Source organism: Corynebacterium sp. MC3 (assembly GCF_900099485.1).
Classification (GTDB): Bacteria; Actinomycetota; Actinomycetes; order Mycobacteriales; family Mycobacteriaceae; genus Corynebacterium; species Corynebacterium pseudogenitalium.
The window spans coordinates 168,988-194,618 of the sequence record NZ_LT622816.1 but is presented as its reverse complement, the minus strand read 5'-3'; the positions used below and the strand labels follow the sequence as shown (position 1 = coordinate 194,618).

25 protein-coding genes are annotated in these 25,631 nt (G+C 59.5%); 11 read left to right on the top strand and 14 right to left on the bottom strand.

What is annotated here, in order from left to right; genetic code table 11:
• Positions 1-10: 10 nt before the first annotated feature.
• Genes BQ4436_RS09830 through BQ4436_RS09820 form a run of 3 tightly spaced genes read left to right on the top strand, consistent with a single transcriptional unit; the run spans position 11 to position 2,151 of the window.
• On the top strand, positions 11-733 hold the full coding sequence (locus BQ4436_RS09830; protein ID WP_070976698.1) for a YaaA family protein: 723 nt from the start codon (positions 11-13) through the stop codon (positions 731-733).
• On the top strand, positions 734-1,459 hold the full coding sequence (locus BQ4436_RS09825; protein ID WP_070976697.1) for a DUF1648 domain-containing protein: 726 nt from the start codon (positions 734-736) through the stop codon (positions 1,457-1,459). It abuts the gene before it with no gap.
• The gene (locus BQ4436_RS09820; protein WP_070976693.1) at positions 1,456-2,151 is read left to right on the top strand and encodes a thermonuclease family protein; all 696 of its coding nucleotides are present in this window, start codon (positions 1,456-1,458) and stop codon (positions 2,149-2,151) included. Before BQ4436_RS09825 ends, BQ4436_RS09820 begins: the two co-directional genes overlap by 4 nt.
• Here the strand turns inward: BQ4436_RS09820 and BQ4436_RS09815 are convergent.
• Positions 2,126-3,094, bottom strand: coding sequence for a class I SAM-dependent methyltransferase (locus tag BQ4436_RS09815; protein ID WP_070977152.1), 969 nt, complete (start codon positions 3,092-3,094; stop codon positions 2,126-2,128). The genes BQ4436_RS09820 and BQ4436_RS09815 overlap by 26 nt on opposite strands.
• A gap of 87 nt (positions 3,095-3,181) precedes the next feature.
• On the opposite strand from BQ4436_RS09815, the gene BQ4436_RS09810 reads away from it, so the two are divergent.
• Entirely contained in the window at positions 3,182-4,390 is a 1,209-nt protein-coding gene (locus tag BQ4436_RS09810) for a protein adenylyltransferase SelO family protein (protein WP_070976690.1), read from the top strand.
• 58 nt (positions 4,391-4,448) lie between these two features.
• On the opposite strand, the gene mqo is transcribed toward BQ4436_RS09810, so the two are convergent.
• Complete coding sequence (gene mqo / locus BQ4436_RS09805; RefSeq protein WP_070976687.1) at positions 4,449-5,945, bottom strand: malate dehydrogenase (quinone); 1,497 nt, start codon at positions 5,943-5,945, stop codon at positions 4,449-4,451.
• Positions 5,946-6,203: 258 nt separating this feature from the next.
• Here mqo and BQ4436_RS09800 point away from each other — a divergent pair, with 258 nt between their 5' ends.
• The 4 genes from BQ4436_RS09800 (at position 6,204) to BQ4436_RS09785 (ending at position 9,875) form a co-directional block, all read left to right on the top strand.
• The gene (locus tag BQ4436_RS09800; protein WP_070976684.1) at positions 6,204-7,208 is read left to right on the top strand and encodes an alpha/beta hydrolase; all 1,005 of its coding nucleotides are present in this window, start codon (positions 6,204-6,206) and stop codon (positions 7,206-7,208) included.
• Positions 7,209-7,211: 3 nt separating this feature from the next.
• Complete coding sequence (mtr, locus tag BQ4436_RS09795) at positions 7,212-8,624, top strand: mycothione reductase (protein ID WP_070976680.1); 1,413 nt, start codon at positions 7,212-7,214, stop codon at positions 8,622-8,624.
• Positions 8,625-8,967: 343 nt separating this feature from the next.
• On the top strand, positions 8,968-9,375 hold the full coding sequence (locus tag BQ4436_RS09790; protein WP_070976677.1) for a hypothetical protein: 408 nt from the start codon (positions 8,968-8,970) through the stop codon (positions 9,373-9,375).
• A gap of 53 nt (positions 9,376-9,428) precedes the next feature.
• Positions 9,429-9,875, top strand: coding sequence for a hypothetical protein (locus BQ4436_RS09785; RefSeq protein ID WP_070976674.1), 447 nt, complete (start codon positions 9,429-9,431; stop codon positions 9,873-9,875).
• A 131-nt stretch (positions 9,876-10,006) separates the two neighbouring features.
• Here the strand turns inward: BQ4436_RS09785 and map are convergent, their stop codons facing one another.
• The 5 genes from map to dxr all read right to left on the bottom strand — a co-directional run bounded on the left by map (position 10,007) and on the right by dxr (position 16,421).
• Complete coding sequence (gene map / locus BQ4436_RS09780; RefSeq protein ID WP_070977149.1) at positions 10,007-10,906, bottom strand: type I methionyl aminopeptidase; 900 nt, start codon at positions 10,904-10,906, stop codon at positions 10,007-10,009.
• Positions 10,907-10,941: 35 nt separating this feature from the next.
• A complete protein-coding gene (locus BQ4436_RS09775) occupies positions 10,942-12,765 on the bottom strand; it encodes a penicillin-binding transpeptidase domain-containing protein (protein WP_070976671.1) in 1,824 nt (607 codons plus the stop codon).
• Between the two features lie 62 nt (positions 12,766-12,827).
• Entirely contained in the window at positions 12,828-13,991 is a 1,164-nt protein-coding gene (gene ispG / locus BQ4436_RS09770) for a flavodoxin-dependent (E)-4-hydroxy-3-methylbut-2-enyl-diphosphate synthase (RefSeq protein WP_070362289.1), read from the bottom strand.
• Between the two features lie 20 nt (positions 13,992-14,011).
• Positions 14,012-15,247 carry a M50 family metallopeptidase gene (locus BQ4436_RS09765; protein WP_070976669.1) on the bottom strand — a complete coding sequence of 412 codons (1,236 nt, stop codon included), beginning with the start codon at positions 15,245-15,247 and terminating at the stop codon, positions 14,012-14,014.
• A 10-nt stretch (positions 15,248-15,257) separates the two neighbouring features.
• Complete coding sequence (dxr, locus tag BQ4436_RS09760) at positions 15,258-16,421, bottom strand: 1-deoxy-D-xylulose-5-phosphate reductoisomerase (protein WP_070976667.1); 1,164 nt, start codon at positions 16,419-16,421, stop codon at positions 15,258-15,260.
• 327 nt (positions 16,422-16,748) lie between these two features.
• Between dxr and BQ4436_RS09755 the strand changes: the two genes are divergently transcribed.
• Positions 16,749-17,189 carry a DUF2631 domain-containing protein gene (locus tag BQ4436_RS09755; RefSeq protein ID WP_070976666.1) on the top strand — a complete coding sequence of 147 codons (441 nt, stop codon included), beginning with the start codon at positions 16,749-16,751 and terminating at the stop codon, positions 17,187-17,189.
• Positions 17,190-17,282: 93 nt separating this feature from the next.
• Here BQ4436_RS09755 and rlmN read toward each other — a convergent pair whose 3' ends face one another.
• Genes rlmN through frr form a run of 3 tightly spaced genes read right to left on the bottom strand, consistent with a single transcriptional unit; the run spans position 17,283 to position 19,900 of the window.
• Positions 17,283-18,380, bottom strand: coding sequence for a dual-specificity RNA methyltransferase RlmN (rlmN, locus tag BQ4436_RS09750; RefSeq protein ID WP_070976663.1), 1,098 nt, complete (start codon positions 18,378-18,380; stop codon positions 17,283-17,285).
• 20 nt (positions 18,381-18,400) lie between these two features.
• Positions 18,401-19,330 (bottom strand): phosphatidate cytidylyltransferase, encoded by a 930-nt coding sequence (locus BQ4436_RS09745; protein ID WP_083329536.1) that lies wholly within the window; start codon positions 19,328-19,330, stop codon positions 18,401-18,403.
• 12 nt (positions 19,331-19,342) lie between these two features.
• On the bottom strand, positions 19,343-19,900 hold the full coding sequence (gene frr / locus BQ4436_RS09740; protein WP_070362284.1) for a ribosome recycling factor: 558 nt from the start codon (positions 19,898-19,900) through the stop codon (positions 19,343-19,345).
• A gap of 138 nt (positions 19,901-20,038) precedes the next feature.
• On the opposite strand from frr, the gene BQ4436_RS09735 reads away from it, so the two are divergent.
• Positions 20,039-21,130: an amidase family protein gene (locus BQ4436_RS09735; RefSeq protein WP_255366185.1), complete on the top strand. Its 1,092-nt coding sequence runs from the start codon at positions 20,039-20,041 to the stop codon at positions 21,128-21,130.
• 3 nt (positions 21,131-21,133) lie between these two features.
• Here the strand turns inward: BQ4436_RS09735 and pyrH are convergent, their stop codons facing one another.
• The 3 genes from pyrH to rpsB form a co-directional block, all read right to left on the bottom strand.
• Positions 21,134-21,817 carry a UMP kinase gene (gene pyrH / locus BQ4436_RS09730; RefSeq protein ID WP_070362283.1) on the bottom strand — a complete coding sequence of 228 codons (684 nt, stop codon included), beginning with the start codon at positions 21,815-21,817 and terminating at the stop codon, positions 21,134-21,136.
• 200 nt (positions 21,818-22,017) lie between these two features.
• Positions 22,018-22,836, bottom strand: a complete 819-nt coding sequence (gene tsf / locus BQ4436_RS09725) for a translation elongation factor Ts (protein WP_070976661.1) — start codon at positions 22,834-22,836, stop codon at positions 22,018-22,020.
• 167 nt (positions 22,837-23,003) lie between these two features.
• Entirely contained in the window at positions 23,004-23,918 is a 915-nt protein-coding gene (gene rpsB, locus BQ4436_RS09720; protein ID WP_070362281.1) for a 30S ribosomal protein S2, read from the bottom strand.
• A gap of 308 nt (positions 23,919-24,226) precedes the next feature.
• Between rpsB and BQ4436_RS09715 the strand changes: the two genes are divergently transcribed.
• A complete protein-coding gene (locus BQ4436_RS09715; RefSeq protein WP_070977143.1) occupies positions 24,227-24,718 on the top strand; it encodes a M23 family metallopeptidase in 492 nt (163 codons plus the stop codon).
• A gap of 4 nt (positions 24,719-24,722) precedes the next feature.
• Here BQ4436_RS09715 and BQ4436_RS09710 read toward each other — a convergent pair whose 3' ends face one another.
• Positions 24,723-25,628: a tyrosine recombinase XerC gene (locus BQ4436_RS09710; protein ID WP_070976658.1), complete on the bottom strand. Its 906-nt coding sequence runs from the start codon at positions 25,626-25,628 to the stop codon at positions 24,723-24,725.
• Between the last annotated feature and the right edge of the window lie 3 nt (positions 25,629-25,631).

Genomic DNA, 25,631 nt, shown 5'->3' with positions numbered 1-25,631 from the left:
GGTGAGTTGCATGTTGATCCTGCTCCCTCCTTCCGAGACGAAGGCGCCCGGCGGCGAGCGCGACGCCATGTCTGTCTCCTTCCCTGCCCTTGATTCGGTGCGTGCTTCACTTTTCGACGACCTCTCCGCAATGGACGTAGACGAGATGATGGGGCTGCTCAAGATCCCGAAGACGAAGCGGGAGGAGGCGGTGGAGAATCAGTCGCTGCGCACTGGCCCGGTGATGCCTGCGATTTATCGCTATACGGGGGTGCTGTATGACGCGCTGGTTCCTGAGACGTTGCCGGATGATGCGATTCGCCGTTTGGCGGTTGGCTCGGCGCTGTTTGGTGTTGTGCGTGCTGATGACATGATTCCGCGCTACCGGGTCTCTGCCTCGTCGAAGGTGCCTGCTGCGGATGGGTCGCTGCCGACGATGCGGGCACGCTGGGGGTCAGCGGTTTCGGAGGCGCTTTCGAAGGAGCCGTTCGTGGTGGATATGCGCTCTGGCGCGTACGAGAAGCTTGGGCCTGTCGATGGCGCGGTGACGGTACGGGTGGAGTCCGTTGCCCCGGATGGGTCGCGCAAGGTGGTCAGCCACTTTAATAAGCACTACAAGGGGCTGCTGGCCAGGGCGCTGGCGTGTGGGCCGGAGGTGGCGTCGATACGTGAGGTCGCCGAGGTTGCCGAGGCCGCGGGTTATGCTGTCGAGGTGAATGGTTTGGTGCTGACGCTTGTGGTGGAAGGGACGTAGATGGGTGCGCCGGTGAACTGGAAACCGTGGGGTGTTGCCGCCATTGTGCTGCTAGCGCACGTGGCGCTGTTGCTGCTGTACTGGGACAGTATTCCTGACCCTATTGCGGTGCATTTTGACGCGGCGGGACAGGCAGACAGTTGGGAGCCGAAGACGCCACGGCACGTGCTGATGATGCCGCTGTATTCAGCAGGAACTGCCCTGCTAATGTTGGCGTGCCTTCCTCCACGTGGACTTGCACAGCCACAGCCGGTCCCTGGGAGTCCCTCCGTACCGTACTCGGTGAGTGTTGCGCAGCGGGTAGAACAGGTTGTGCACCTGACGTGGCGCTTCTTGGGGTGGTTCGCGGTAGCGGTTGCTGTCGCGTTTCTCGTCAGCGACGTGACAACGCGCCTTCCAGCGTTTGCCCACATGCAGTGGTTGGCCCCCGCTGTTTGGGTGGCGTTCACCATCCTGGTTGTCGTCGGCAGTCTCGTGCTGATGGTGCGGCTGACGTCCTCGAAGAAGGTCGAGCCCGATGCGGAGGAGATTGCCCGAGCTGATGACGAATTCTTCTTAGGCGTCTACAACGCCCCGAGCGATCCGATGGCCGCAATTTCAGTTCCGTCCCGGCCGACTCGCCTCATCATCAACCGTGGGCAGCAGCTGGGCAAACGGTACTTGGTACGGATGCTGGCCGCTGTCGTGGTGTACACGCTCTTCACGGTGCTGGTGGCCATGCTATGAAAAAGGTGTTTGGGCTCCTCGCCGCCATTGTGCTGCTCGCTGCCGGTAGCTGGGTCTGGCAGCAGGTCGACGCCCCGGAGGCTGAGTTTCACGTCGCACAGGTTGTTGACGGCGACACGATCGTTGTCGACGGCCCCGCTGGGCAAGAGCGCGTTCGCCTGCTCGGGATTGATACTCCGGAGCGCGGCGAGTGCTTAGCTGACGACGCAACCCGGCGACTCGAGGAGCTCCTCCCCGAAGGCGCGGGTGCACGCCTCGAATACGACCAGGAGCGCACCGACCGCTACGGGCGCACGCTTGCCGGTGTGTTTCACGACGGCCAATTCGTCAACGCTGTGATGGTATCCGAGGGGCTTGCCCGAGTCGTCGAGTACGCGCCGAACACGAAGTTCACGCAGCGCCTCGAGGCAGAGGCCGCACCTGCGGTGCGCGATTCCCTCGGCATCTACGGGCTGGGGCCCGAGTGCTGGTTCACAGAACCAACGCAACAAGTGACGTTAGAAATGCTCACCACCGGCATCGAGGAGCTCGAGCGCTCCCCCGGTGACCGCGGGCTTGTCGGCCGCTGCCAGCACTACGTCGACGCACTGCGCGACAGCGTGAAGCGCACGCGAAACTTCACGTTCCGCGAGCCCGCCATGGAGTACCTCGACGAACAGCAACGCCTTATCGACGAGCTGTCAAAACCGTAAACTTCGAGTTCCTCGCCACCTGCTCCACCTGTGCAAAACGCTTCGTGACCTGGGCACGGTACGGCAGGTGCGAGTTGAACACTATGAAGAGCTGACCGCCCGGTTTCAACAGGCGATGCGATGCGTCCAGCAGATGCTCCACCAGCGTCGTATCCACGGTCGTGCCCGCGTGAAATGGAGGGTTGAGCGCCACGGTGTCGAAGGAGGCGTCGGCAAACTTGCTTCCGGCATCATCCCAGGTCGCGTCAATACCGATCGCGCGGGCGGAAAGCACCGCGTCCGCATCAGCATCCGTGGCACACACCTCCCCCTCAAGCCCCTTTGAAACAGCCCCATTGCCGCAACCGAGGTCCAATAGCGCGCCGGGGGCGTCCGGAAGACACGACCGCAGCAGCTGCCCGCCGTAGTCCGCCCGCGCCCCCGCGAAGACGCCTCCGATGGCAACGAACCCGTTTTCTTCTACCGGCGTGTAGGACACAGGCTTTGGGCCACGCGCCGCGAGGCAGCGGAATTTACCTCTCCCCCGCGTGGCGTGCACCTCAACGAAGGACTGCTCCAACACGCTGTTCATGGTCCGACTCAGGTGCTTGTTGTTCGCCCCCAACACGACGTCCGCCTGCGTAAACCCTGCACCCGCGATACTGCGCGCGAGGTAGTCAAGGCGCGCGAGCGACTTCGGCATCTCTCCCAACGCAACGCACGAACCGGACAACCCCGCCAGGTACTCATCGAGGCGCTGATCACCGACGACCTCTGCGCCCAACGCTGCTGCTTGCCGGCAGCGGGAGTAGTCCGTGTCCGCGACGACGACACGCTTCCCGCTTTCCACCCCGGCACGCACAAGCGCCCCGGTCGGGTCGTTGCACACGTTGAGGATGTCGGCTGACTCGAACCCCTCGAGTTCACTCGCCTGCTCCCAGATCAGCCGGTCAAGCGCGCGCACGGCCACTTACCTCCCACTGCGTCAACACCAGGTACTGCTGCATGTTCTCTCCTTTTGCTCCTTGCCCAGACAGTTTAGGCTGTTGGCATGCATTACCCCGAGCTCCACCAACACTTTGCGGAAACACTCCCAGGCATGGCCGACACGGTGGCGCCCACGCACTTCCCCAACGCCCAGGTGAGCTACCTCAACGAGTCAGTCGCGTCCGAGCTCGACCTCGACACGGAGTGGCTTCGCAGTGATGAGGGCATCGCCTGGATGTGCGGTGCCACAGGCGGGGTGGCAACTGCCTACGCCGGCCACCAATTCGGCTCGTTCGTGCCCCTGCTTGGCGACGGCCGCGCAACCCTCCTCGGCGACCGCAGCGGGTACGAGATCCAGCTCAAGGGAAGCGGGCGCACCCCTTTCTCCCGCCCGGGCTCCGACGGGAAGGGCCCACTGACCGCAATGCTGCGCGAGTACCTGGTCTCGGAACATATGCACGCAATCGGTGTTCCAACCACACGCGCGCTGGCCGTCATCAGCACCGGGGAGACGATCATGCGCACCAGCGGCCCCGTTCCAGCGGGCATCATGGTCCGCGTCGCGCGCTCCCACCTACGCGTTGGCTCGGTGCAGTACGCAGCAACTCAGTCCCATGAGCTCTTGGAAGCAGTTGTGCACGCCGCAGGCTTCGATGCTGCGGAAAGGCTGCTGGAGGTGGTCGTCGACAAGCAGCTCGAACTGGTAGCGCAGTGGATGCGCTACGGGTTCGTGCACGGCGTCATGAACACGGACAACACCGCGCTCAGTGGCGAAACCATCGACTACGGGCCCTGCGCCTTCACCCAAGGGTTTAACCCGCACTCATGCTTCTCATCCATCGATCGGCATGGACGCTACTGCTTCGGAGCCCAGCCCAATGTGATCGCATGGAACCTGGTCCGCCTCGCGGAAGCACTGCTCCCGCTGATGCCGGAGTCAAGCACTAACAACATCCTTGCCACTATCCCTGAGCGCTGGGAGGGCGCCACCAAGCGCTGGTTCGGGCCGAACGGCCTCGATGCAGTAGTAGGTGCCGACGACCTCGCCGCCTACAACCGTAAACACGGCGTCAACGGACGCCCAGGCCCGTTGTATGTGCCGAAAAACTTCGCGCTACAAGACGCACTCGACGCGGTCGAGCACGACGGCGACTACAGACTGTTCACCGCTTTGCTCCAGGCAGTCACCCACCCATACGACGCGGATGCCGGGGAGCCGTGGATGCTCGAGAGGGAACCTGACGGCGCATTCACGACGTTCTGCGGAACGTAAAAAGCCACACGGCGCCGGTACAACCGGAAACCGTGTGGCGAATACTTTCAAGCGGTTACTACGCCTGCAGACCAAGCGTCTTTTGCGTCCACTCCCACTGCTTCTCGTACGCTGCCTTGTCGTCGCGCAGCGATACGCCATAGGTCGGGAACATTTCGTGCAGCTTGTCGCCCCAAGAGACCATACGCTCGCCGAAGCAGCGCTCCAGCAGCTCAATCATCGCAGCCGGGGTAATCGACGCACCCGGCGACGCACCCAGGATGCCCGCGATCGTGCCGTCCTGGTCGTTGACCAGCGCGGTACCGAATTCGAGGGAACCGAACTTCGGCGCACGTGCTGGCTTGATCACCTGCACACGCTGGCCTGCGACTGCAACGTCCCAGTCAGCCGGGTTGACCTCCGGGTAGTACTGGCGCAGCACGTCAATCTTGCCGTCGAAGTCGCGGAAGACTTCCTCCACCAGGTACTTCACCAGGCCGATGTTTGAGGCCGCAACACCGAGATAAGAAGGAATGTTGTCAGGGCGGATCGACTTGAACAGGTCCAGGTAGGAACCCTTCTTCAAGAACTTCGGGCTCCAACCACCGTACGGACCGAACAGCAGGGATTGCTCGCCGTCAATGACGCGAAGGTCGAGGTGTGGGACAGACATCGGAGGCGCACCCACCTTTGCCTTGCCGTATACCTTGGCCTGGTGCTGCGCGACGAGCTCCTGGTTGTTGGTCCGCAGCCACATACCTGAAATCGGGAATCCGGCGTATCCGTGCACTTCCGGCACGCCTGCCTTACGCAGCAGGTCGAGGGCGTAGCCGCCTGCACCTACGAACACGAAGCGCGCACGTGCAACATGCTTATCGCCAGTGCGAACGTTGCGGACGGTGACATTCCACAGCTTGCCCTCACGCTTCAGGTTGAGCACCTCGTGCCCATAGTGGATCTGGGTGCCAGCCTTCACGGAGGCGTCGAAAAACTGACGGGTCAGCGCCCCATAGTTAATGTCAGTGCCTGCGTCCATCCAGGAGATCGCGACCGGCTCAGCACCGAAGTCGCGGCCCTTGGCCATCAGCGGAAGCTTTTCAGCAAACTTGTCTTCCTCCGCCGAAAACTCCATGCCCGGGAACATGTGATTCGCCGACAGCGCCTCATAGCGGCGGCGCAGGTAATCAATCTGATCCTGACCTTGTGCGAACGAAACATGTGGCACTGGGTGAATGAACTCGCTCGGATCCCCCAGCTTGCCGTTCTCAATCTGATGAGACCAGAACTGGCGCGCAGTCTGGAACTTCTCATTAATCGCAAGCGCTTTCGTGATCTGAATCTGCCCATTCTTTTCAGGCGTGTAGTTCAGTTCGCAAAGCGCAGAGTGCCCGGTTCCCGCATTGTTCAGCGGGTAGGAAGATTCCTGCGCTGGCCCCTCAAGTCGTTCATACACCGCTTGGGTCCACTCCGGCTCAAGCTCCCGGATCATTGCTCCCAGCGTGGCACTCATAATTCCGGCGCCGATATGCAGTACGTCAACCTCATCAACGTACTGGATGTTGCCCGTCTCAGACATTCGTATTATTCCCTCTTCGATCCATATCGTTGTACGAGTGCAACGCACATTTCAGGCAGGTGCGTAACCTCTGTAACCATACGCTTATTAGCTGAACAGTTTCCACCTTACGTTACCCCTTGTGCCCACATTTTGTTTTTGCTTCATGCGTGTAGTCACCCCACCCCCTACACCCGCCCCCACCCCTAGACCAAATAGTCAATGACGCCACACCAGCGCACCCAAGCAAGCTTTTGGCCAGTCGGTTACCATTCCTACATGGCCAAAACTAGCAACAACCACTGGCAACCGGACGTCTTGGGGGAAGGCTTTGAGCAACTAACTCTCCCCCTTGGAGAGGACCCGGATACCCACCAACCAGTCGTCGCGACACTCGTAAGAATGAGCCCAACGCCACCGTCCAATCCTGGACAACCAGCCTTACTATGGATTCACGGCATGTCCGATTACTTTTTCCAGGATCATGTGGCCGAACACTTCCACGAACAGGGTTATCCATTTTATGCACTCGACCTTCGTCGCTGCGGGCGCTCACGGCAGCGAGGTGAGCGCTGGCACTACACCCGAGATATGTCCCACTACTTCCCCGAGATTACGAAGGCGGTGCAGTACGTAGCCCAGGAACACGGCCAGGTGGTACTCCTCGCACACTCTACGGGTGGTCTTATCGCGCCTCTATGGGCCGATGAGATGCGCCGTAACAACCCCGAAGTCCACGATCTAATAGCGGGCATCATTCTGAACAGCCCCTGGCTAGACTTGCAGTTTCCGAAAGCGCTGACGACGGCATTCAAACCAGTCATTAATATTCTTGGCCGCGTGGTCCCACTGCTCCCGCTCCCCGGCGGAAGTCTTACGGCCTACGGTAAATCTCTCCACTACGAGGATCATGGTTCATGGTCCTTCAACAAGCAGTGGAAACCGATCTCCGGGCATCGGAAATATTTCGGCTGGATGCGCGCTGTACTTCAGGCGCAGGCAAAGATTCACTCGGGGTCGATAAACGCTGGTGTTCCAACGCTGGTCCTGCATTCCTCGCATTCTTTTTTGAAAAACGAATACACCCCTGCAGCCGATACCGCGGACACCATCCTGGACGTCGACCAGATCAGCTACTGGGCGCCCCACGTTGCTGACGGCACCACCACCGTCGCCATCGATGGCGCCCGCCACGACGTCTTTCTTTCCGAGCCTTACTCGCGCACAGCCGCTTACCGCGCCTCCATCCAGTGGCTGCAGACCCTCACAACACCTAAGGAGTAACCAATGAGCATTCACGTAGACGAGCATTTTGACCTCATTATTATTGGCACCGGGTCCGGCAACTCAATCCTTACCCCGGAGTTCGACGACAAGAAGGTTGCCATCGTGGAGAAAGGCACCTTCGGCGGGACATGCCTCAACGTCGGCTGTATTCCGACAAAGATGTATGTGCTCGCAGCCGACGCCGCTTACCAGGCCCGCACGTCTAAGAAGCTCGGCGTCGACTTGGAATACCGGGGCGTTGATTGGCCCTCAATCGTCGACCGTGTCTTCACCGAGCGCATCGACAAGATTGCTGAGGGTGGCGAAGCCTACCGCCGTGGCGACGAGTGCCCCAACGTCACCGTCTTCGACCAGCACGCAAGATTCGTCGCCCCGAAGACAATTTCCACCGGCATCGGCGACGACGCACGCACGATCTCCGCAGATCAGGTCGTGATCGCCGCAGGATCGCGCCCCTTCATCCCAGAGTGGGCAAAGGCAGTTCCGTTCCACACGAACGAGGACATCATGCGCCTGCCGGAGCTCCCCAAATCACTGACGATCGTGGGCGGCGGTTTCATCGCAATGGAGTTCGCCCACGTCTTTGATGCCCTCGGCACCAAAGTCACGGTGGTGAACCGCTCACCGTTCCTGCGCACCTTAGATGAGGACATCACCCAGCGCTTCAATGAACTCGCCCAGGAGCGTTTCGACGTCCACTTCGGCACCGTCCGCAACGCCCAACACAACGAGGACGGGGTCACGATCATGCTCGACGATGGCACAGCCATCACCAGCGAGCACCTCCTGATCGGCATGGGCCGTATCCCGAACGGCGACCAGATGTCGCTCGAGGCATCGGGCATCGATATGGAAGATGACGGTCGCGTGGCCGTCGATAGTTACGGGCGCACCACGTGCCCTGGCGTGTGGGCACTCGGCGACGTCTCCTCCCCGTATCAGCTCAAGCATGTAGCTAACGCGGAGATGCGTGCCGTGCGCTACAACCTACTGGCGGCGATGAATGGCGCCCCCGAGTCCGATTACCGCTCCATGCCGCACGAGCACGTCCCCTTCGCCGTCTTCACCGAGCCACAGATCGCCACAGTTGGCCTCACGGAGAAAGAGGCACAAGACGAAGGCTACGACGTCACCGTGAAGCAACAGAACTACGGCGACGTCGCCTACGGGTGGGCACTCGAGGACACCTCAGGCATCGTAAAGCTTGTCGCCGACAAGAAAACTGGGAGACTCCTGGGAGCCCACCTTATTGGTCCACAAGCCTCCACGCTCGTCCAGCAGCTGATCACCATCATGGCGTTCGACATGGACCTTCGAGAGGTTGTGCGCAAGCAATACTGGATCCACCCTGCCCTGCCGGAGGTCATCGAAAACGCAATTCTTGGTCTTGACCTTGTATTTATCGGCGATTAAAACTTACCACCACCCCAAAACGGGGTGGCATTGAACCCAGGCAAGGCACCCCTAATAGCTGCACGCATTTCCCCAGGTGACTTGACCACGTGTAACGCATGTGACGCGCGCGACGATTCTCCTGTTGGTGCAGCAGGCCATACGCGGGCTTACTGAAAGTTCTCTCACGGATTTTTGGGATAACTTGTGCAATCTTGCCCGCGTTGGTCTAAAGTAGGTCACCGACACCGGGCAGAGTCCACATGGGGCTTGCTATCGGTCCTAGGGCCTTCACAGGTTCTGGATTTCTCCGAACTTCCACCCGGACGTCTTGTAAGTATCTATCAGAGAAGGATTTCGTTTCATGCGTAATTTCCGTAAGGCAGCCCTCGCAGGCGCTACCGCAGTCGCTGTAGCATTCGGCTCCGCTTCCGTCGCTATCGCGGAAGAGTCCACTACCGCTACCCCAACCCCGACCGTCAACGTCGCTCCGGACAAGCAGATCGACAAGAACAAGAACCTCGGTGGCTCTTCCACCAAGATCGGCCACAAGCTGGGCGCTTGGGAGAAGGACGAGAACGGCAAGGTTCAGGCCAAGGGCGCTAACGCTAAGGCTCTGTTCGGCATCAAGAAGGAGGGCTTTGGGGACCAGCCAGTGTGGGCGCAGATCGGCTACGTCCTCACCGTATTCACCTCCGTCGCTGCAGCAGTCGGCCTGATCGTTGGACCTGCATACAACTTCGTTGTTCACGGTCTGCCAGCAGCCAAGTAAGTAATCGCGGATTTCCGCAACTGAATCAATAAATTTCGAAAGAAGGAAACTCAATGCGTAACTTCCGCACCGCAGCTGTTGCTTCCGCAACCGCACTGACTGTCGCTCTTGGCGGCATTGCCACCGCTTCCGCAACAGAGAAGACCGATACTCCTGCAAAGCCAGAGACCGTCCCAACCGCCACCGAGACGCCTAAGCCTAAGGCTGACCGCCAGGTAATCTTCACGGGCAAGCAGGAAGGCGACAAGGAAGCCGGCAAGGTCATCTCCGAGGGCACCAAGGGCCTGTTCTCTGGCGCTGGTTCCTCCCACTACTACGATGACACCGACAAGCCTTTCTACGCCACCGATGCGTTCGGTAAAGAGACTGACGCTGCGGCTGTCCCTCAGTGGGCACGCGCTTGGATTGACGGCACCGTCATCGCTGGCATCGGCGCACTGGTTGGCCTGATCATCGCTGGCTTCAACTTCGCTTCCTACAACGGCCTGATCAAGCTCTAAGATCTGCTTCTCAGGAAACGGGTTCTGCCCTGTCGCAACACGCGGCAGGGCAGTTTTCTTTTCGGTAAAAACAATCGCTGCTGGCGTCTTAGGACAAACACCAACAGCGATTCAGCGCCTTTAGGAGCTGTTTACGCGCCCAACATCAGCTGGCCCTCAGCAACGTCCTTATCCGGAATGGTGAGGATCTCGTTGCCGTCCTCGGTAATTACCAAGGTGTGCTCGAACTGGGCGGTGAACTTACCGTCGCGGTTTTGCACTGTCCAGCCGTTATCCCAAATGTCGTACGGCAGCGCGCCGAGATTGATCATCGGTTCGATCGTCAATGTCATGCCTGGCTCCAGGATGTCCCGGTAGGCATCGGAGTCGTAGTGGAGCACCACGAGTCCGTTGTGGAACGTTGGGCCAACACCATGGCCAGTGAAGTCAGTGACCACGTTGTAGCCGAAGCGCTTCGCATAGGACTCGATGACCCTGCCGATCACGTTGATCTCACGGCCAGGCTTCGCGACCTTGATACCACGCATCATCGCCTCGTACGTGCGCTGGACCAGATCCTTATGCTCCTGGGCGACATCGCCAGCTAGGAACGTCGCATTCGTGTCACCGTGCACACCGTTCTTGTATGCGGTGACGTCGATGTTGACGATGTCGCCGTCCTCAATCACAGTGCTATCCGGGATACCATGGCACACAATCTCGTTGAGAGACACACAGCACGACTTCGGGAAGCCACGGTAGCCAAGCGTGGACGGGTACGCTCCGTGGTCAAGCATGTACTCGTGGGCCACGCGGTCGATCTCGTCAGTCGTCACGCCAGGCTTCACAGCTGCACCCGCAACCGCCAGTGCATTCGCGGCGATCTTGGAGCTCTCGCGCATCTTCTCGATCGTCTCGGGGTCCTGCACGTACGGCTCGCCGATGTTTTCCTGTACGTCGTCCTTCCAGGCGTACTCGGGACGCTCAATGTCCTTCGGAACCTTCCGGATTGGGGTGGACGCTTCTTGCTTTAGTTTTCCTCGTTTGCTCATGCGCCCCATAGTAGTACCTGCCTACTGAGGTCGAACTAACCCCCGCGCGACTGGTCAAGATTCACCAGCATCGAATTCGTCAACGCGACTGCAGCCTCCGATCCACCGCCAAGCACGACCAAGGCAGCGAATGCTATGTCATCGTCGACACGGTAGCCGGTGAACCACGAATGCGACCCCTGGTTGATTTCCGCCTCACCGGTCTTGCCGCGGATATCACCACCGGCGGTCATGCCCGCCGCGGTACCACCCGGGGCGGTCACCGCCGCCATCATTTCCTGCAGCTGGTGCCATGCCTCATCCGGCATACGAGGCGCAGACTCGCTCAGCTCAGTCTCCGCTCCCTTAATCAGGTAAGGGATCGGCATTGAGCCATTCGCGGCAGACGCAGCCACGAGCGCCATACCGAACGGGCTCGCAAGGTCATGGCCCTGCCCGTACCCGGCCTCTGTTCGGTCGAGTGGCTCCTCGCCTACCGGGATGGAGCCGGTGATGGTCTCCAGGCCAGGGATCTTCATATCAAGGCCCAACCCGAACTGCTTGCCGATATCCCGAAGCTCACCAGGGGCAAGCTTCGTGGAAATGTCGGCGAATGTCGTGTTGCACGAGTGCGCAAATGCCGACTGTAGTGAGACGTTGCCGAGAGAGAACCCAGCGTAGTTCGTCACGGTCCTGCCGTACAGGTTCATGGTTCCCGGGCAGGGCACGGTACTACCCGGAGTAAGAGCCTGGCGCTCGAGGCCCGCCGCAGCTGTGATGATCTTAAACGTTGAGCCTGGTGGGTACTGGCCCATCGTCGCGAGGTTGCCCTCACGGTCGGCCTCGCGCGTCTGTGCAACAGCAAGCACCGCACCATTGGATGGGCGGATAGCAACAATCATCGCCTGTCGTCCGGCATACGGCTCGAGTGCCCGCTCTGCAGCCAGCTGCACGCTGTGGTCCAGGCTCACCTCTATTGCAGGTGCAGGAGCCGGGGCGTGGCGTTCAATATCCTCCAGCACCGCGCCGTGCTCGTTGACCACGCTCACGCTCCAGCCGTCGTCGCCGATGAGGTCATCGCGAACAAGCTCACCAACGCGAGCGAGCATATCCGGCGCGAAATCCGGCTCGATATTCACCATCGCCGCTTCCTCGTTGATACGCACTCCCGGCACGGAACTAAACGCAGCCTTGGCGGCATCACCGAATTCGGCCGGCACCATCGCAACTGAGTACGTGCCCTGAGCCTGAAGGAGGCTGTTCTCTAGTTCATCCGCGGGAATCTCGGGCACCGCGGATGACTTGCCACGGGCATCTTGGAGGAAGGCAGAAATCCTATGAGCGGTGTCCGGGATGTCACGCACCGCGTGCTTTTCCACCAGGATGCGGAACGCTGTCCCCGGCCGCAGCAGCTCTACCCCATCGGAAGAAACAACACTCGCCTTCGATGCCGCTACCGAGCGCAGTTCCAGGTGCTGCTGCGCACCCAAGCGCGGGTGCAAGACGCTCGGCTGCCAACGTACGGTCCACTTCTCGCCGATCTGGGTCAACGTCATGTGGGAGTCGTACTCGACCGTGCGTTCTTTCGGCAGGCCCCACTTCAAGTGGTACGAGACAGTCGCAAGGTTGTCACTTTGATGAACATCGGTGATCGTCGCCTCAAGCGATTCCGCCTGGAGTCCTTCGACTGTCTCCGCAAATGACGCCTCGGCGTCCGAGGGGACGTCGACAAGTTCGCTAAATTGAGTCCCGTCAAGGCTGACAAGGCTATCGAGAAACTCGCGTGCGACGGGCTCAACATCATTCGGGCGCGGTGTGCATGCTGTGGCCAGCGCGCCCGTGAAAACTACGCTCAGGAGCAAAGCGAGGAGACGTTGCATGGACCTAAAATACCAAGGTCACCAAACAAACGTCGCCTGCGCCACTCCCACAGACGGATTATCTAGCGCGTGACCTTGACTTCCGCGCGTGCGCCCTCAACCTCTTCGAGGCCCTCTTCCTCAGCAATGCGCTGAGCATGGGCAATGAGTGTCTCAACGATCTTCGACTCTGGAACAGTCTCAACGACCTCGCCCTTCACGAAGATCTGACCCTTGCCGTTACCAGAAGCCACACCTAGGTCGGCGTCACGAGCCTCACCAGGTCCGTTAACAACACAGCCCATGACGGCGACGCGCAGCGGATACTCCATCCCCTCAAGACCAGCGGTAACCTCCTCGGCGAGCTTGTACACATCGACCTGTGCACGACCACAGGACGGGCAGGAGACGATCTCAAGCTTGCGCGGACGCAGGTTCAGCGACTGCAGAATCTGGTCGCCAACCTTGATCTCCTCCACAGGGTCAGCAGAGAGCGAAACGCGAATCGTGTCGCCGATGCCCTGCGAGAGCAACGCGCCGAATGCAACGGAGGACTTAATGGTGCCCATGAACTTCGGGCCGGCCTCAGTCACGCCTAGGTGCAGCGGATAATCAGTCTTCTCCGCCAGCTGGCGGTATGCCTCCACCATGAGCACCGGGTCAGAGTGCTTCACGGAGATCGCAATATCGCCGTAGCCGTACTCCTCGAACAAGCCAGCCTCGTAGATCGCAGACTCGACGAGAGCTTCAGGGGTAGCGCGACCGTACTTCTCCAGCAGACGCTTATCCAGCGAACCACCGTTGACGCCGATACGAATCGGGATACCAGCGTCCCCCGCAGCCTTCGCGACTTCCTTCACGCGACCGTCAAACTCTTTAATGTTGCCCGGGTTCACGCGTACAGCGGCGCACCCAGCGTCAATCGCCGCGAAGATGTACTTCGGCTGGAAGTGAATATCCGCAATCACCGGGATAGGCGACTTCGCCGCAATCGCTGGCAGCGCATCGGCGTCAACCGTCTTCGGGCAGGCAATACGCACAATGTCGCAACCAGCCGTCGCCAGCTGGGCGATCTGCTGCAGCGTTGCATTAATGTCATGCGTCTTCGTGGTCGTCATCGACTGGACCGTGATCGGGTGATCCGACCCGACCCCCACTCCGCCAACCATCAACTGACGGGTCTTTCGACGAGGTGCGAGCGTTGGCGCTGGGCCTTCAGGAATGCCTAAACCGATGGGAAGATTCATAGTTGCCTACTCTAGCACTGCTACCCAAACAGCTTGATTGGGTTCACCACATCCGCAAGCATGACAAACACACCGATTGTCAGCAATGCCGCAGCCATCGCATACGTCAGCGGCATCAGCTTGCGGTAGTCCGCAGGGCCACCAGGCCCAAGCCCGCGCAACTTGCGTAGCGCATCACGGATTTTCTCATACAGCACCACTGCGATGTGCCCACCATCCAGGGGCGGGAGCGGGATCAGGTTGAACAGCGCGAGGAAGAAGTTGAGACTGGCCAACATCATCCAAAACATCGACCACATGCTTTGCTGTGCTAGCTCACCGCCCGCACGGGAAGCACCGATGACACTCACTGGGCCGTCGAGCTCACGCTCAGCACCAAAAATTGAGGCAACAACTCCAGGAATCTTCGACGGGAACGCGATAAGCCCCTGCACCGTCGCACTGAGCATCTGCCCCGTAAATGCTGCCGTAGCCGGTACGGCCTCAAGTGGCCCGAACTGGCACATCGCATCTTCCACGGGAGCGCTCGTCACACCAATTGCGCCAGCGTCAAAAGAAGCACCGGTTGCTGGGTCAATCCTGGTCACCGTGGCGAGTGGAACGTCGATGTCGAGCTGCGCATCGTCGCGCATCACGGTCAGCGTCACAATCTCACCTGGGCGGCGAATCACGTAATCCCGCAGCTCCGGGAATGTCTTGAGCGCTTCCCCATCAACTGCGAGCAGCTTATCGCCTGCGCGCAGCCCTGCGTCATAGCCGGGGCCATTGCCAGTGCATTCACCCAGCTCACGCTCGCTAATTTGGTCGGGTGCGCACTGCAGTTCTCCCACAGTTGGGGTTCGATCTGCATACGGGTTCGGGATCGCTGCGAACACCGCGACAAAGTACAACACCACAACGCCAATCAGCAGGTTCATCGCAATTCCACCGCTGAGCACCGCCACACGCTGCCACCACGGCTTACGGTACATCGCAACAGGCGCTTCGTCAGCGGTGACAGGATCCTGTGCGGTCATCCCCGCGATATCGCAAAATCCGCCCAGGGGAAGAGCCGCAATGCCGTACTCCGTCTCCCCTTTCTTCACGGACCACACCTTCGGCCCAAACCCCACGAAGTACCGGCGCACTCGCATCCCAAACGCGCGCGCGGTGAACATATGCCCCGCTTCATGGAGCGCGATGGAAACCGTAATGCCGAGGGCAAAAAGTATGATTCCTACAATGCCCACTCGCTGCTCCTTGCCATTTCGGGCCATTCAGGCTGGCTTACAGCTGGGCGATAACTTCCTTTGCTGCCCGGCGTGCACCAGCATCCACGTGAAGAATATCTTCGATAGATGTCGGCGCAAATGCAAACGCCCCAGCTGCGTCGAGAACATAACCTACGACGTCCACGATGTGTGGGAACCGAATCTTCCCGGCGAGAAACGCCTCCACCGCGACTTCATTCGCTGCGTTATACACCGCCGGGTAGGGATCCCCCATCGCGGCTGCTTCTCTAGCGAGACGCACAGCTGGGAACGCTTCGTCGTCAAGCGGCGCAAACGTCCAATCGCTGGCCTGTGAAAAGTCCAAAGCTGGTTGTGCCCCAGGAATGCGCTCTGGCCAGGCGAGCGCGTGGGAGATCGGCAACATCATCGACGGCGGCGAAGCCTGTGCAATCGTCGCACCATCGGCAAACGTGATAGCCGAGTGCACAATCGACTGTGGGTGCACCACGACATCAATAATGTCGGGCGCAATACCAAACAGCAGCGTCGCCTCGATTAGCTCCAGTCCCTTGTTCACCATCGTGGCGGAGTTCAAGGTGTTCATAGTGCCCATCGACCACGTCGGGTGCTGTCCAGCCTGCTGCGGAGTTGCCTCCATCATCTGCTCGCGGGTCCACCCCCGGAACGGGCCTCCCGAAGCAGTAAGGACGAACCGTGAAACGTCAGCACGGCTCCCTGCGCGCAGGCACTGGGCCATCGCAGAGTGCTCAGAATCGACCGGCACGAGCTGTCCAGGCTTCACCTTCTCCATGACGAATTGACCGCCAGCAACCAGTGATTCCTTGTTCGCCAGAGCTAGCACGCCATCCTTGCGAAGCGTCGCAAGCGTCGACTCAAGACCGGCGGAACCGACAAGTGCATTCAACACGATGTCTGCGTCTTGCATCTCAACGAGAACCGCAGCGGCGTCCTCACCTGTGATAATGACATCACCCACAGCGCGAGAAACGTCTTTCGCAGGGTCGAGCTGCTGCACTGCAATTTGTTCTGGGCGCAGATTGAACTCCTGTGCCTGTTGGATAACAAGCTCAGGGTTGTGCCCTGCTGCCGCGATGCCGACAACCTCAAAGTCTTCAGGGTGCTTCCGAATGATATCGAGAGCCTGTGTGCCGATAGAGCCTGTCGATCCAAGAATCAGAACCTTTTTCACAACCTCCATTGTGGCACGTCACGGCAAAAATAGATAATTAGTTTCTCCTTAAAGTATTTTTGACCACCGCTCGTCGTGGTGCATACACAAGATGTGCACATACGACCGTGGGGATACTCTGTCATTCCCACCACCACGCATCGCACCCACGAGCGCACCTCCCCCGCTGCCCCTCACGCACATGATGCGAAAGTTTGAACTCATTGGGGGCTACACAGTGCCATCGCGCCCTGCAATATGAAAAGATAATGCACAGTACACACAGATTTAGCATGTCCGCCGTCGGGCGCATACACAATAATGCGAACCGATGCGGACGACTACAGCTCAAGGAGAATGGCAGTGGCTCACCCTCAGGACAAAGCTCCACAGGTATATAACGGCGTTTCTGAAGCTGACGTCCCTTCCGCCCGCTTCGGGTGGAGCGCGTTCAAGCCGCGCACGATTCAACTCGCAGGGTGGATCTCGGTGATCTTCTTGCTCGCGTACAACTTCGGTAACCACCACGGCCACGTAGAAACGATTTGGCTGCTCGCATTTGCAGTTTTGATTGCAGTTGCACTGATTTTCCACGGACTGCAGCCGAAGCTCAGCCAGGTGCGCACGGTCACCTCCCACAACAAGCCTGCTGGCCACAAGGAGCCGGACTGGATTTACGCACAGCAGACGATGACCGGCCCATACGCCGAGCTCGATGAGCGCGAGCTGCGCGCCCTCAACATCGATCCGGCGCGTTTCAATACACTGCGCGGTGCACAGCAGCAGAGCATTCACTAGTTTCACGCTTTACACCGAATAGCAATAAACGGCGCCACCCCACTCACAGGTTGAGGGTGGCGCCGTTTTCGCGCACCTAAACTCGGCGCAACGTCACTCGCCTTCCGCCGCGAGCTGCCCGCAAGCCGCAGCGATCTCCTGACCCTTCGTGTCACGGACAGTGCACGTCACACCCTGCGCAATCACACGACGAACAAACTCATCCTGGCGCGCCTTCGGGGACGCGTCCCACTTCGAACCCGGAGTTGGGTTCAGCGGAATGAGGTTGACGTGTACCAGCGGCCCCAACGCCTGATGCAGCTTCCTGCCAAGCATGTCGGCGCGGAAATCGTGATCGTTGATGTCACGAATCAACGCGTACTCAATCGATACGCGGCGCCCTGTTGTATCCGCGTAGTAGCGGGCTGCATCCAGCACATCCTGCACGGAAAACCTGTTGTTCATCGGCACCAGTGTGTCGCGCAGCTCGTCATCAGGGGTGTGCAAGGAAACCGCGAGCGTGCAGGAGAGGCCTTCGTCGGCAAGCATTCGAATCTGCGGCGCGAGACCAACCGTTGACACAGTGACGTTGCGCTGAGAAATCCCGAATCCCTGCGGCGCTGGACTCGTGATCTGGCGTACTGCGCTGACCACGCGCTTGTAGTTCGCCAGCGGCTCTCCCATCCCCATAAAGACGATGTTGGAAAGACGGGAGCCTTCCTCCTGCATCATGGCTGCTGCAGCTCGCACCTGATCGACGATCTCCGCAGTTGACAAGTTTCTGTCGAGACCGCCCTGACCGGTCGCACAGAACGGACAAGCCATTCCGCAACCCGCCTGTGAGGAGATACACAGCGTCGCGCGGTCCTTGTACCGCATCAGCACAGACTCCAGGAGAATGCCGTCATGCAGCCGCCACAACGTCTTGGTGGTGTCTCCCTCATCGGTCTCTACCCGACGTACTGGGGTCAGCAGCGTCGGAAAAAGAGCCTCTTTTACCTTCTCGCGCTGTGCGGCAGGCAGATCCGTCATTGTGAGGGGATCTGCTTCAAACTTGCCGTAGTAGTGGCGCGCAATCTGGTCCGCACGGAACTTCGGCAGGCCGAGGGACTTCACGGCCTCGATGCGCTCTTCGCTCGACAAATCAGCGAAGTGTTTCGGCGGCATACCAAACTTTGGGGTCAGAAGTGGCAGTGTTGGGGTCTCAGTCATAATTGCCCCATCTTTGCACGTTAGAACGGATTCATCAATGCGGAAGCGCTGAGCAGAATGTACGTTGCGCACGCTGCTGGCAACATACCATCTAAGCGATCCATGATTCCGCCGTGTCCAGGCAGTATCTGGGACATATCCTTGATACCGAGTTCACGCTTGAATTGACTTTCAACGAGATCGCCCATCGTGGCGCACATAACCAGTGCGGCACCCAAAAGGATCCCCATCCACCACGGGCCCTTGATCAGTAGCGTGACCACCGCGACGCCTGCAATGATCCCGAATATCATCGAGCCCGCAAATCCTTCCCAGGACTTCTTCGGGCTTACAGCCGGCGCCATCGGGTGCGCACCAAACATCACACCAGCAGCGTATCCCCCAACGTCAGACGCCACCACGCAGCACATGAACGCGACAATGAACGCTGAACCACTGACGGAGCCTTCGTCGATAAGCGAAACCATCGCAGCGAAGCTTCCAAACAGTGGAATCCACGCCAGGACGAACACTCCCACGGCGGTGTCGCGGAGATAGTTGGTCGGTGTCTGGTGCCTGCCGTGGTCGAACAACCGCCAAAACATCAGGAACAGCACTGTGAACGCGAATGCGCCAACTACGCCAGCGGTTTTGTAGGCGGCAGAGGACCACACCATGATCTGACCGAGGATGATCAGCAGCGTGCGCGGCTGCTGGTAGCCCGCTTCCCGCAAACGGGTAAGCACCTCCCACATCCCACCTGCTACAGCGATAGCAACAAGCGGATACCAGGCCATAGGGCCAACCCACACAGCAGCGATCACCACAGCACCGAGGATGACCCCGGTCGTGATGGCGGCTGGCAGGTCGCGACCCGCATCATTTTTCGGCTTGGGCGGCGCGATGCGGGGCCAGCCCGATGGTCCTGACTGATCTGTCGAGTGTCTCACGTAGCGGTGCTTTCTATTCATCGAAAGGTCTGCTTAGACCTCCATCAGCTCGGCTTCCTTGCGCTGAACTAGCTCATCAATCTGTGCCACGTAGCCCTGGGTGGTCTTGTCCAGTGCCTTTTCTGCGGTCTGCACTTCGTCCTCGCCGGCGTCGCCGTCTTTCTGGATCTTCTTCAGTGCTTCCATACCGTGGCGGCGGACGTTACGGATAGCGATCTTGCCGTCCTCACCTTTCTGCTTGGCCTGCTTGACCAGGTCACGGCGACGATCTTCCGTCAGCTGTGGGATCGTGACGCGAATGACTTGCCCGTCATCGGTCGGATTGACGCCGAGATCAGAGTTGCGGATGGCAGTCTCAATTTCCTTGAGCGTTGACATGTCGTACGGCTTGATCAGCAGCATGCGTGGCTCCGGAACAGAGATCGTCGCCATCTGGTTGATCGGGGTTGGGGCACCGTAAAAATCAGCCATGACGCCATTAAACATGGCAGGGTTAGCGCGACCAGTCCGAATCGTTACGAGGTCATCGCGGGTGAAATCAACAGAAGCACTCATACGCTCTTCGGCATCAAGCAACACGTCATCAATCATTTTTACTCCACTTCTTCTATACAAAAGCGTTCGGGACAAATAAGTCGCACACCAATCTACCAGCGTTTCACTCCCAGCCGTGTCGTGGCTTGACGGGGAATGGCAGAATTCAAGGCAAGTTACGCCTAGACTGTCCCCATGCTTTACTCCCCCGCCAGTACCGCGATGGTCTATACACACCCGACTCCATTGCGCACTGCTGAGGGCCGACTTTCATCGTGGCAAATCCCCATCAAAGACGGAACGGATGTCGCTGGAATGCCCACCACGCACGGCAACCCGTCACGCAGCGTCATCGCGGAAGAGCACAGCCCAATCGTCGCAGCACTCCTTGAGTCTGGGGCAGCCATCCCTGGAAAGTCACTGACAGCCGAGCTAGGGGCGACGTGCTACGCCGAAGAAGCCCACTCTCCGCTTTTAGAGTCCCCCTTGTTCCCTGGGTGCACGCCCGGTGGTTCTTCAGCAGGCGCCGGAGTGCTCGTGGGCAGTGGGCTGTACCGTGCTGCACACGGCACGGACGCTGGAGGGTCCTTGCGGGTCCCGGCTGCAGCCTGCGGTGCCGTTGGTTACAAGCCTGGAACACGCGGGGCAGTCGCGAATGGTTTTATCACGCGCAGCGTCGCAGACCAGTTTGAGTTGTACGGGCATCACCCCACCGCGGTACGCAAACTGCGCATCGGAGTACTTATCGACGGCCTCTTCGCCAACACCACTGTTTCAACGAGCCGCGGTGATGCCCTTGAGGCCGCTGCACGTGAGCTCGGGAAACACCACGATGTAGTGTCACTTCGCCCCTATGCGGACGCACAATCAACGTTCGAGCACTTCAGACACCGCATCACGAGCAGCTTCCGCAACGTAGAGCCGCTCGACAATCACTACCTCGCATGGATGCACACACAAGGTTGCGCGGTAACTCCAGAAGAACTATTTGCGGCGAATGACCACTTCGCGCACCTACTTAGACACGTACAACACGAGTGGGACGTTGATATCGTGCTCACCCCCACGATTGCGTTTGATCCCCCACCAATTGGCTACTTCTCCTCCCTCACCCCGGATGAGAGCTTTTACCAACAAACAGTGTGGACGCCCTGGTGCACGCTGTTCAATGTGATGGGCAGCCCCGCTGTCGCAGTCGGGGCGCTCCACCTTGGGTCAGTCACAGTTGGCGGACGCGCGCTACTTTCGGTAGCGCGCACCGTCGAACATTTTGGGCTGCCCGATTAACTCTTAGGAAACAAGGGTACCGATCTGCTCGCCGGATACCGCGCGGGCAATGTTGCCTTCCTTGAGCAGGTTGAACACCAGGATCGGCATGTTGTTGTCCATACACAGCGAAAACGCGGTGGCATCGGCAACCTTGAGTTCCTTTTCGAGCACCTCGCGGGGAGAAACCTCGCTGTAGAGCTGTGCGTCTGGGTTGGTTCGAGGGTCGTCGTCGTAGACACCGTCAACCCCCTTCGCCATCAGGAGCACCTCGCAACCAATTTCCAGCGCGCGTTGCGCGGCGGTGGTATCCGTAGAGAAGTACGGCATTCCCATGCCAGCACCGAAGATGACGACGCGCCCCTTCTCCAGGTGCCGCACTGCACGAAGCGGCAAATAGGGCTCAGCGATCTGCGCCATGTTGATGGAGGTCTGAACGCGGCAGTCGACGCCCTTCTGCTGCAGGAAGTCCTGGAGCGCCAGGCAGTTCATCACCGTGCCGAGCATGCCCATGTAGTCGGAGCGTGCACGGTCAAGGCCACGCTTTTGCAGCTCTGCACCGCGGAAGAAGTTGCCGCCGCCAATCACTACCGCTACTTCGGTTCCGGACTGGGCGACTTCGGCAATCTGTGCAGCAACGCTTTCGACGACGTCCGGATCGATACCAACCTTTCCACCGCCGAACATTTCACCGCCCAGCTTGAGCATGACGCGTTTGAATCCTGTGCGGGTAGACGCAAGTTCTGACACTGTGAGGACACTCCTTGAGAGTTGGCCAATTCGAGCCGTAGAGGACAATTCTGTTCTCGACCGATCTTAGCGATCTCAGTCCGGTTTGTAGCAACCGGGCATAAAGAAACCGCCGGCGGAGGGTAACCCCTCAACGCCGACGGTAAAAAACATCAGGCTTATGCCTGGCCAACCTCGAAGCGAACGAAGTCGGTGACCTCAATGCCGCTTTCCTCCGTGAACTGCTTCACGGTCTTCTTGGAGTCAGCAAGCGACGGCTGGTCCAGAAGAACAACGTCCTTGAAGAAGCCGCCCATGCGGCCCTGGACGATCTTTTCGATAGCTGCCTCAGGCTTACCCTCGTTGCGGGTGATCTCTTCCTGAACAGCGCGCTCCTTCTCGACGACCTCGGCCGGAATGTCCTCTTCCTTGAGGTAGCGAGCCTTCATCGCGGCGATCTGCAGCGCAACCTGGTGTGCAGCCTCAGCGTTGTCGCCCTTGTAAGCAACCAAAACGCCGACAGCTGGTGGCAGGTCAGCGGAACGCTGGTGCAGGTACTTCGCCAGCTGCTCACCCTCGATGGTGGCAGCACGGCGCAGCTCCAGCTTCTCGCCAATCTTTGCGGAGAGGCGCTCAAGAACGTCGTGTGCGGTCTCGCCGTCGACATCAGCGTTTGCCAGCTCCTCCTGGCTGTTTGCCTTCGCTGCTGCAGCAGCGTCAGCAATCTTGCCAGCGATGGTCTTGAACTCGTCGTTCTTAGCAACGAAGTCCGTCTCCGAGTTGATCTCGACGATGGTGTTGCCGGAGACAGCGACGAGGCCCTCGAGAGCATTGCGCTCTGCGCGCTTGCCCACGTCCTTTGCACCCTTGATGCGGAGCAGCTCAACAGCCTTCTCGAAGTCGCCGCTGGTCTCCTCCAGCGCCTTCTTGCAGTCGAGCATGCCGGAGCCGGTGGTTTCGCGCAGCTTCTTTACGTCAGCAGCAGTGTAGTTCGCCATATTCGGGCGATCCTCCTCGTACAGTAGTGGATAAATACGTCGTAAAATTATGCTTCAAGCAAAACACCCCACGCCCAATTCGCGCCCATAATCCAGGACGTGAACAGGACGCGGGGTGTCACACTCGCTTATGCAGGATACACGTTTCGCGCGTCCTGCGAGCGGAGTTACTTAGCCTGCTGAGCTTGCTCTGCAGCGCGAACAGCGTGTGGCTGCTCGACTGGTGCAACCTCCTGTGGCGCAGCAGCTTCAGCCTCAGCGGCTGCCTTCGCAGCGTCTGCAGCGGAAACCTCAGCGGATGCGGCTGCCTGAGCAGCGGCCTCTGCAACCTCTGCCTGGTGCTTAGCGTCGGTGTCGCCTGCAGCCTCACGTGCGGAAGCCAGCTGACGCTCTTCGCGCTGCTGCTTACCAGCGATGACTGCCTCGCCGATGATGTGGGTCAGGATCTTGACCGCGCCGATGGCGTCGTCGTTACCCGGGATTGGGAAGTTGACGTCGTCTGGATCGCAGTTGGTGTCAAGAACAGCAACAACCGGGATACGCAGCTTCTCTGCCTCGTTGACCGCGATGTGCTCCTTGTTCGTGTCAACAACCCACAGAGCAGAAGGTGCCTTGGTCATGTCAGCGATGCCACCGAGGACACGCTCGAGCTTCTGGCGCTCGCGGGTCAGCATCAGAACTTCCTTCTTGCCGCGACCTGCGTAGCCGTTCTCAGCAGCGTCCATAGCCTGGAGCTCCTTCATACGGGCGATACGCTTGGAAACGGTCTGGAAGTTGGTGAGCATGCCACCGAGCCAGCGGTGCGTTACGTATGGCATACCAACGCGCTGAGCCTCTTCCTGAATAGGCTCCTGCGCCTGCTTCTTCGTACCAACAAACAGGATCGTGCCGCCGTGTGCAACGGTCTCCTTGACGAACTCGAAAGCCTCGTCAATGTAGGTCAGCGTCTGCTGCAAGTCGATGATGTAAATGCCGTTGCGGTCGGTGAAGATGAAGCGACGCATCTTCGGGTTCCAACGACGCGTCTGGTGGCCAAAGTGGACACCTGCGTCGAGGAGTTCGCGCATGGTTACAACTGCCATGGGAATTTCTCCTTTGGAGTAATCTCGTTCGGTTAATGTTCATGTACTGCAAGGGTTTTTATCCCTCGCCCTAGCACCGCACCCGCTCAACACCCTCATACTGTGGGACCTACGCTGAGCTGGCGTTATTCGGCGCGCGTAGTCAACTTCGAAAAGTTGCCTTGCCAAGCATAGTCGACTATCCCACGATTACCTAATTTGACCTGCACAAACCCTGAGCCTTATCCACAGGCCAGTTTTTATCCACAGGCTGCACGCCCGCAGCCTTGTCTACTACCGCGGTTGCAGGGCTCAATGGCAACATGCACATGTTCACACGCTTACTCGCGGCCATTACTCCCCTACTTTGCACGTGGTGCTTGGCGCCTCAGGCTCTTGCGTACGTCGACCCCACCACGGGGCTGCCCTACGCAACCCGGATTACACGGCCCGCAGAGATCCCGGAGAAGAACTGGATGCCGGGGCATCGCGGGGTTGATCTTGCGCTACGCGTCGGAGCCACTGTTCTAGCAGCAGACAACGGGACAGTCGCTTTCGTGGGCAAGGTAGCAGGCACACCCATTATCAGTATTGATCACCCAGATGGCATCCGTACGACGTACCAGCCTGTACACGCGCGTGTGCAGCAAGGCGACGAAGTAAAACTCGGCGATGCGATTGGGACGCTGGCACGGCCGACGGGGCCGCAGGCACATCTCCAGGACGGGCTGCACTGGGGCGCACTCATTGCGAAAGACACCTACATCAATCCGCTTTCCCTCTTATCGACGCCCACCATTCGGTTGAAGCCAACCCGTTAAAGGCTCATGCCCTGGGGTGCGCTTGGTTGTAAATCTGCGTGAGCCGCTGTGAGGAGACGTGCGTGTATATCTGCGTGGTTTGCAGGCTAGAGTGCCCGAGCATTTCTTGCACCATTCGTAGGTCGGCGCCGCCTTCAAGCATTTGCGTGGCCGCTGTGTGCCGCAACGAGTGTGGCGTGATACTCGCCTGCCCCGCCTGCAGCCCGGCGCGCTCGACGATTCGGCGAACTTGGCGTTGGTCGATGCGCTTTCCCTGGGTGCCGACGAACAGCGGTTCGGTCCCTGCGTCAGCACTATTGGTGAGGGCTGGTCGGGCGTCGTGAAGCCATGTGGTCAGTGCGTTGTGTGCGTTGGTTCCGAATGGAACGATGCGTTGTTTGTTGCCTTTGCCTGTGACTTTTGCGGTGTTGGTGTGCAGGTCAAGGTCTTCGATGTTGAGGGCGACGAGTTCGCCGACTCGGATTGCGCTGGCGTAGAGCAGTTCGAGGATGGCGGTGTCGCGGATGTCTTCTGGTGTGTCGCCGTGGGGGCGGATGAGTTCCTCGGTAGCGGGGGCGCTGAGCACGGTGGGTAGTTTGCGCTGTTCTTTCGGGGTGCGCAGGCGGGCTGCTTCGTCCTTTGCGATGTAGCCGTGTTGGTAAGCCCAGGTGGAGAAGGCGCGCGCGGATGCGGTGCGTCGTGAGATGGTGGAGCGTGCTTTGCCGGCTTGGACTGCGTCGGCGAGCCAGTGGCGTAGAGCGTCGATGGTGAATGCGTTGAGATCTGGTGTGTACGGCGCGAGTGTGGTGAGATCCGATTTGTAGCTCTTGCAGGTCGCCGCGGCGCGGTTTTTGACGTGTTGGCAGTAATCGATGAAGTCGTCCACCGCGGTGAGAAACTGGGTGGACGACTGATCGTGGCTGCTACTCATGTC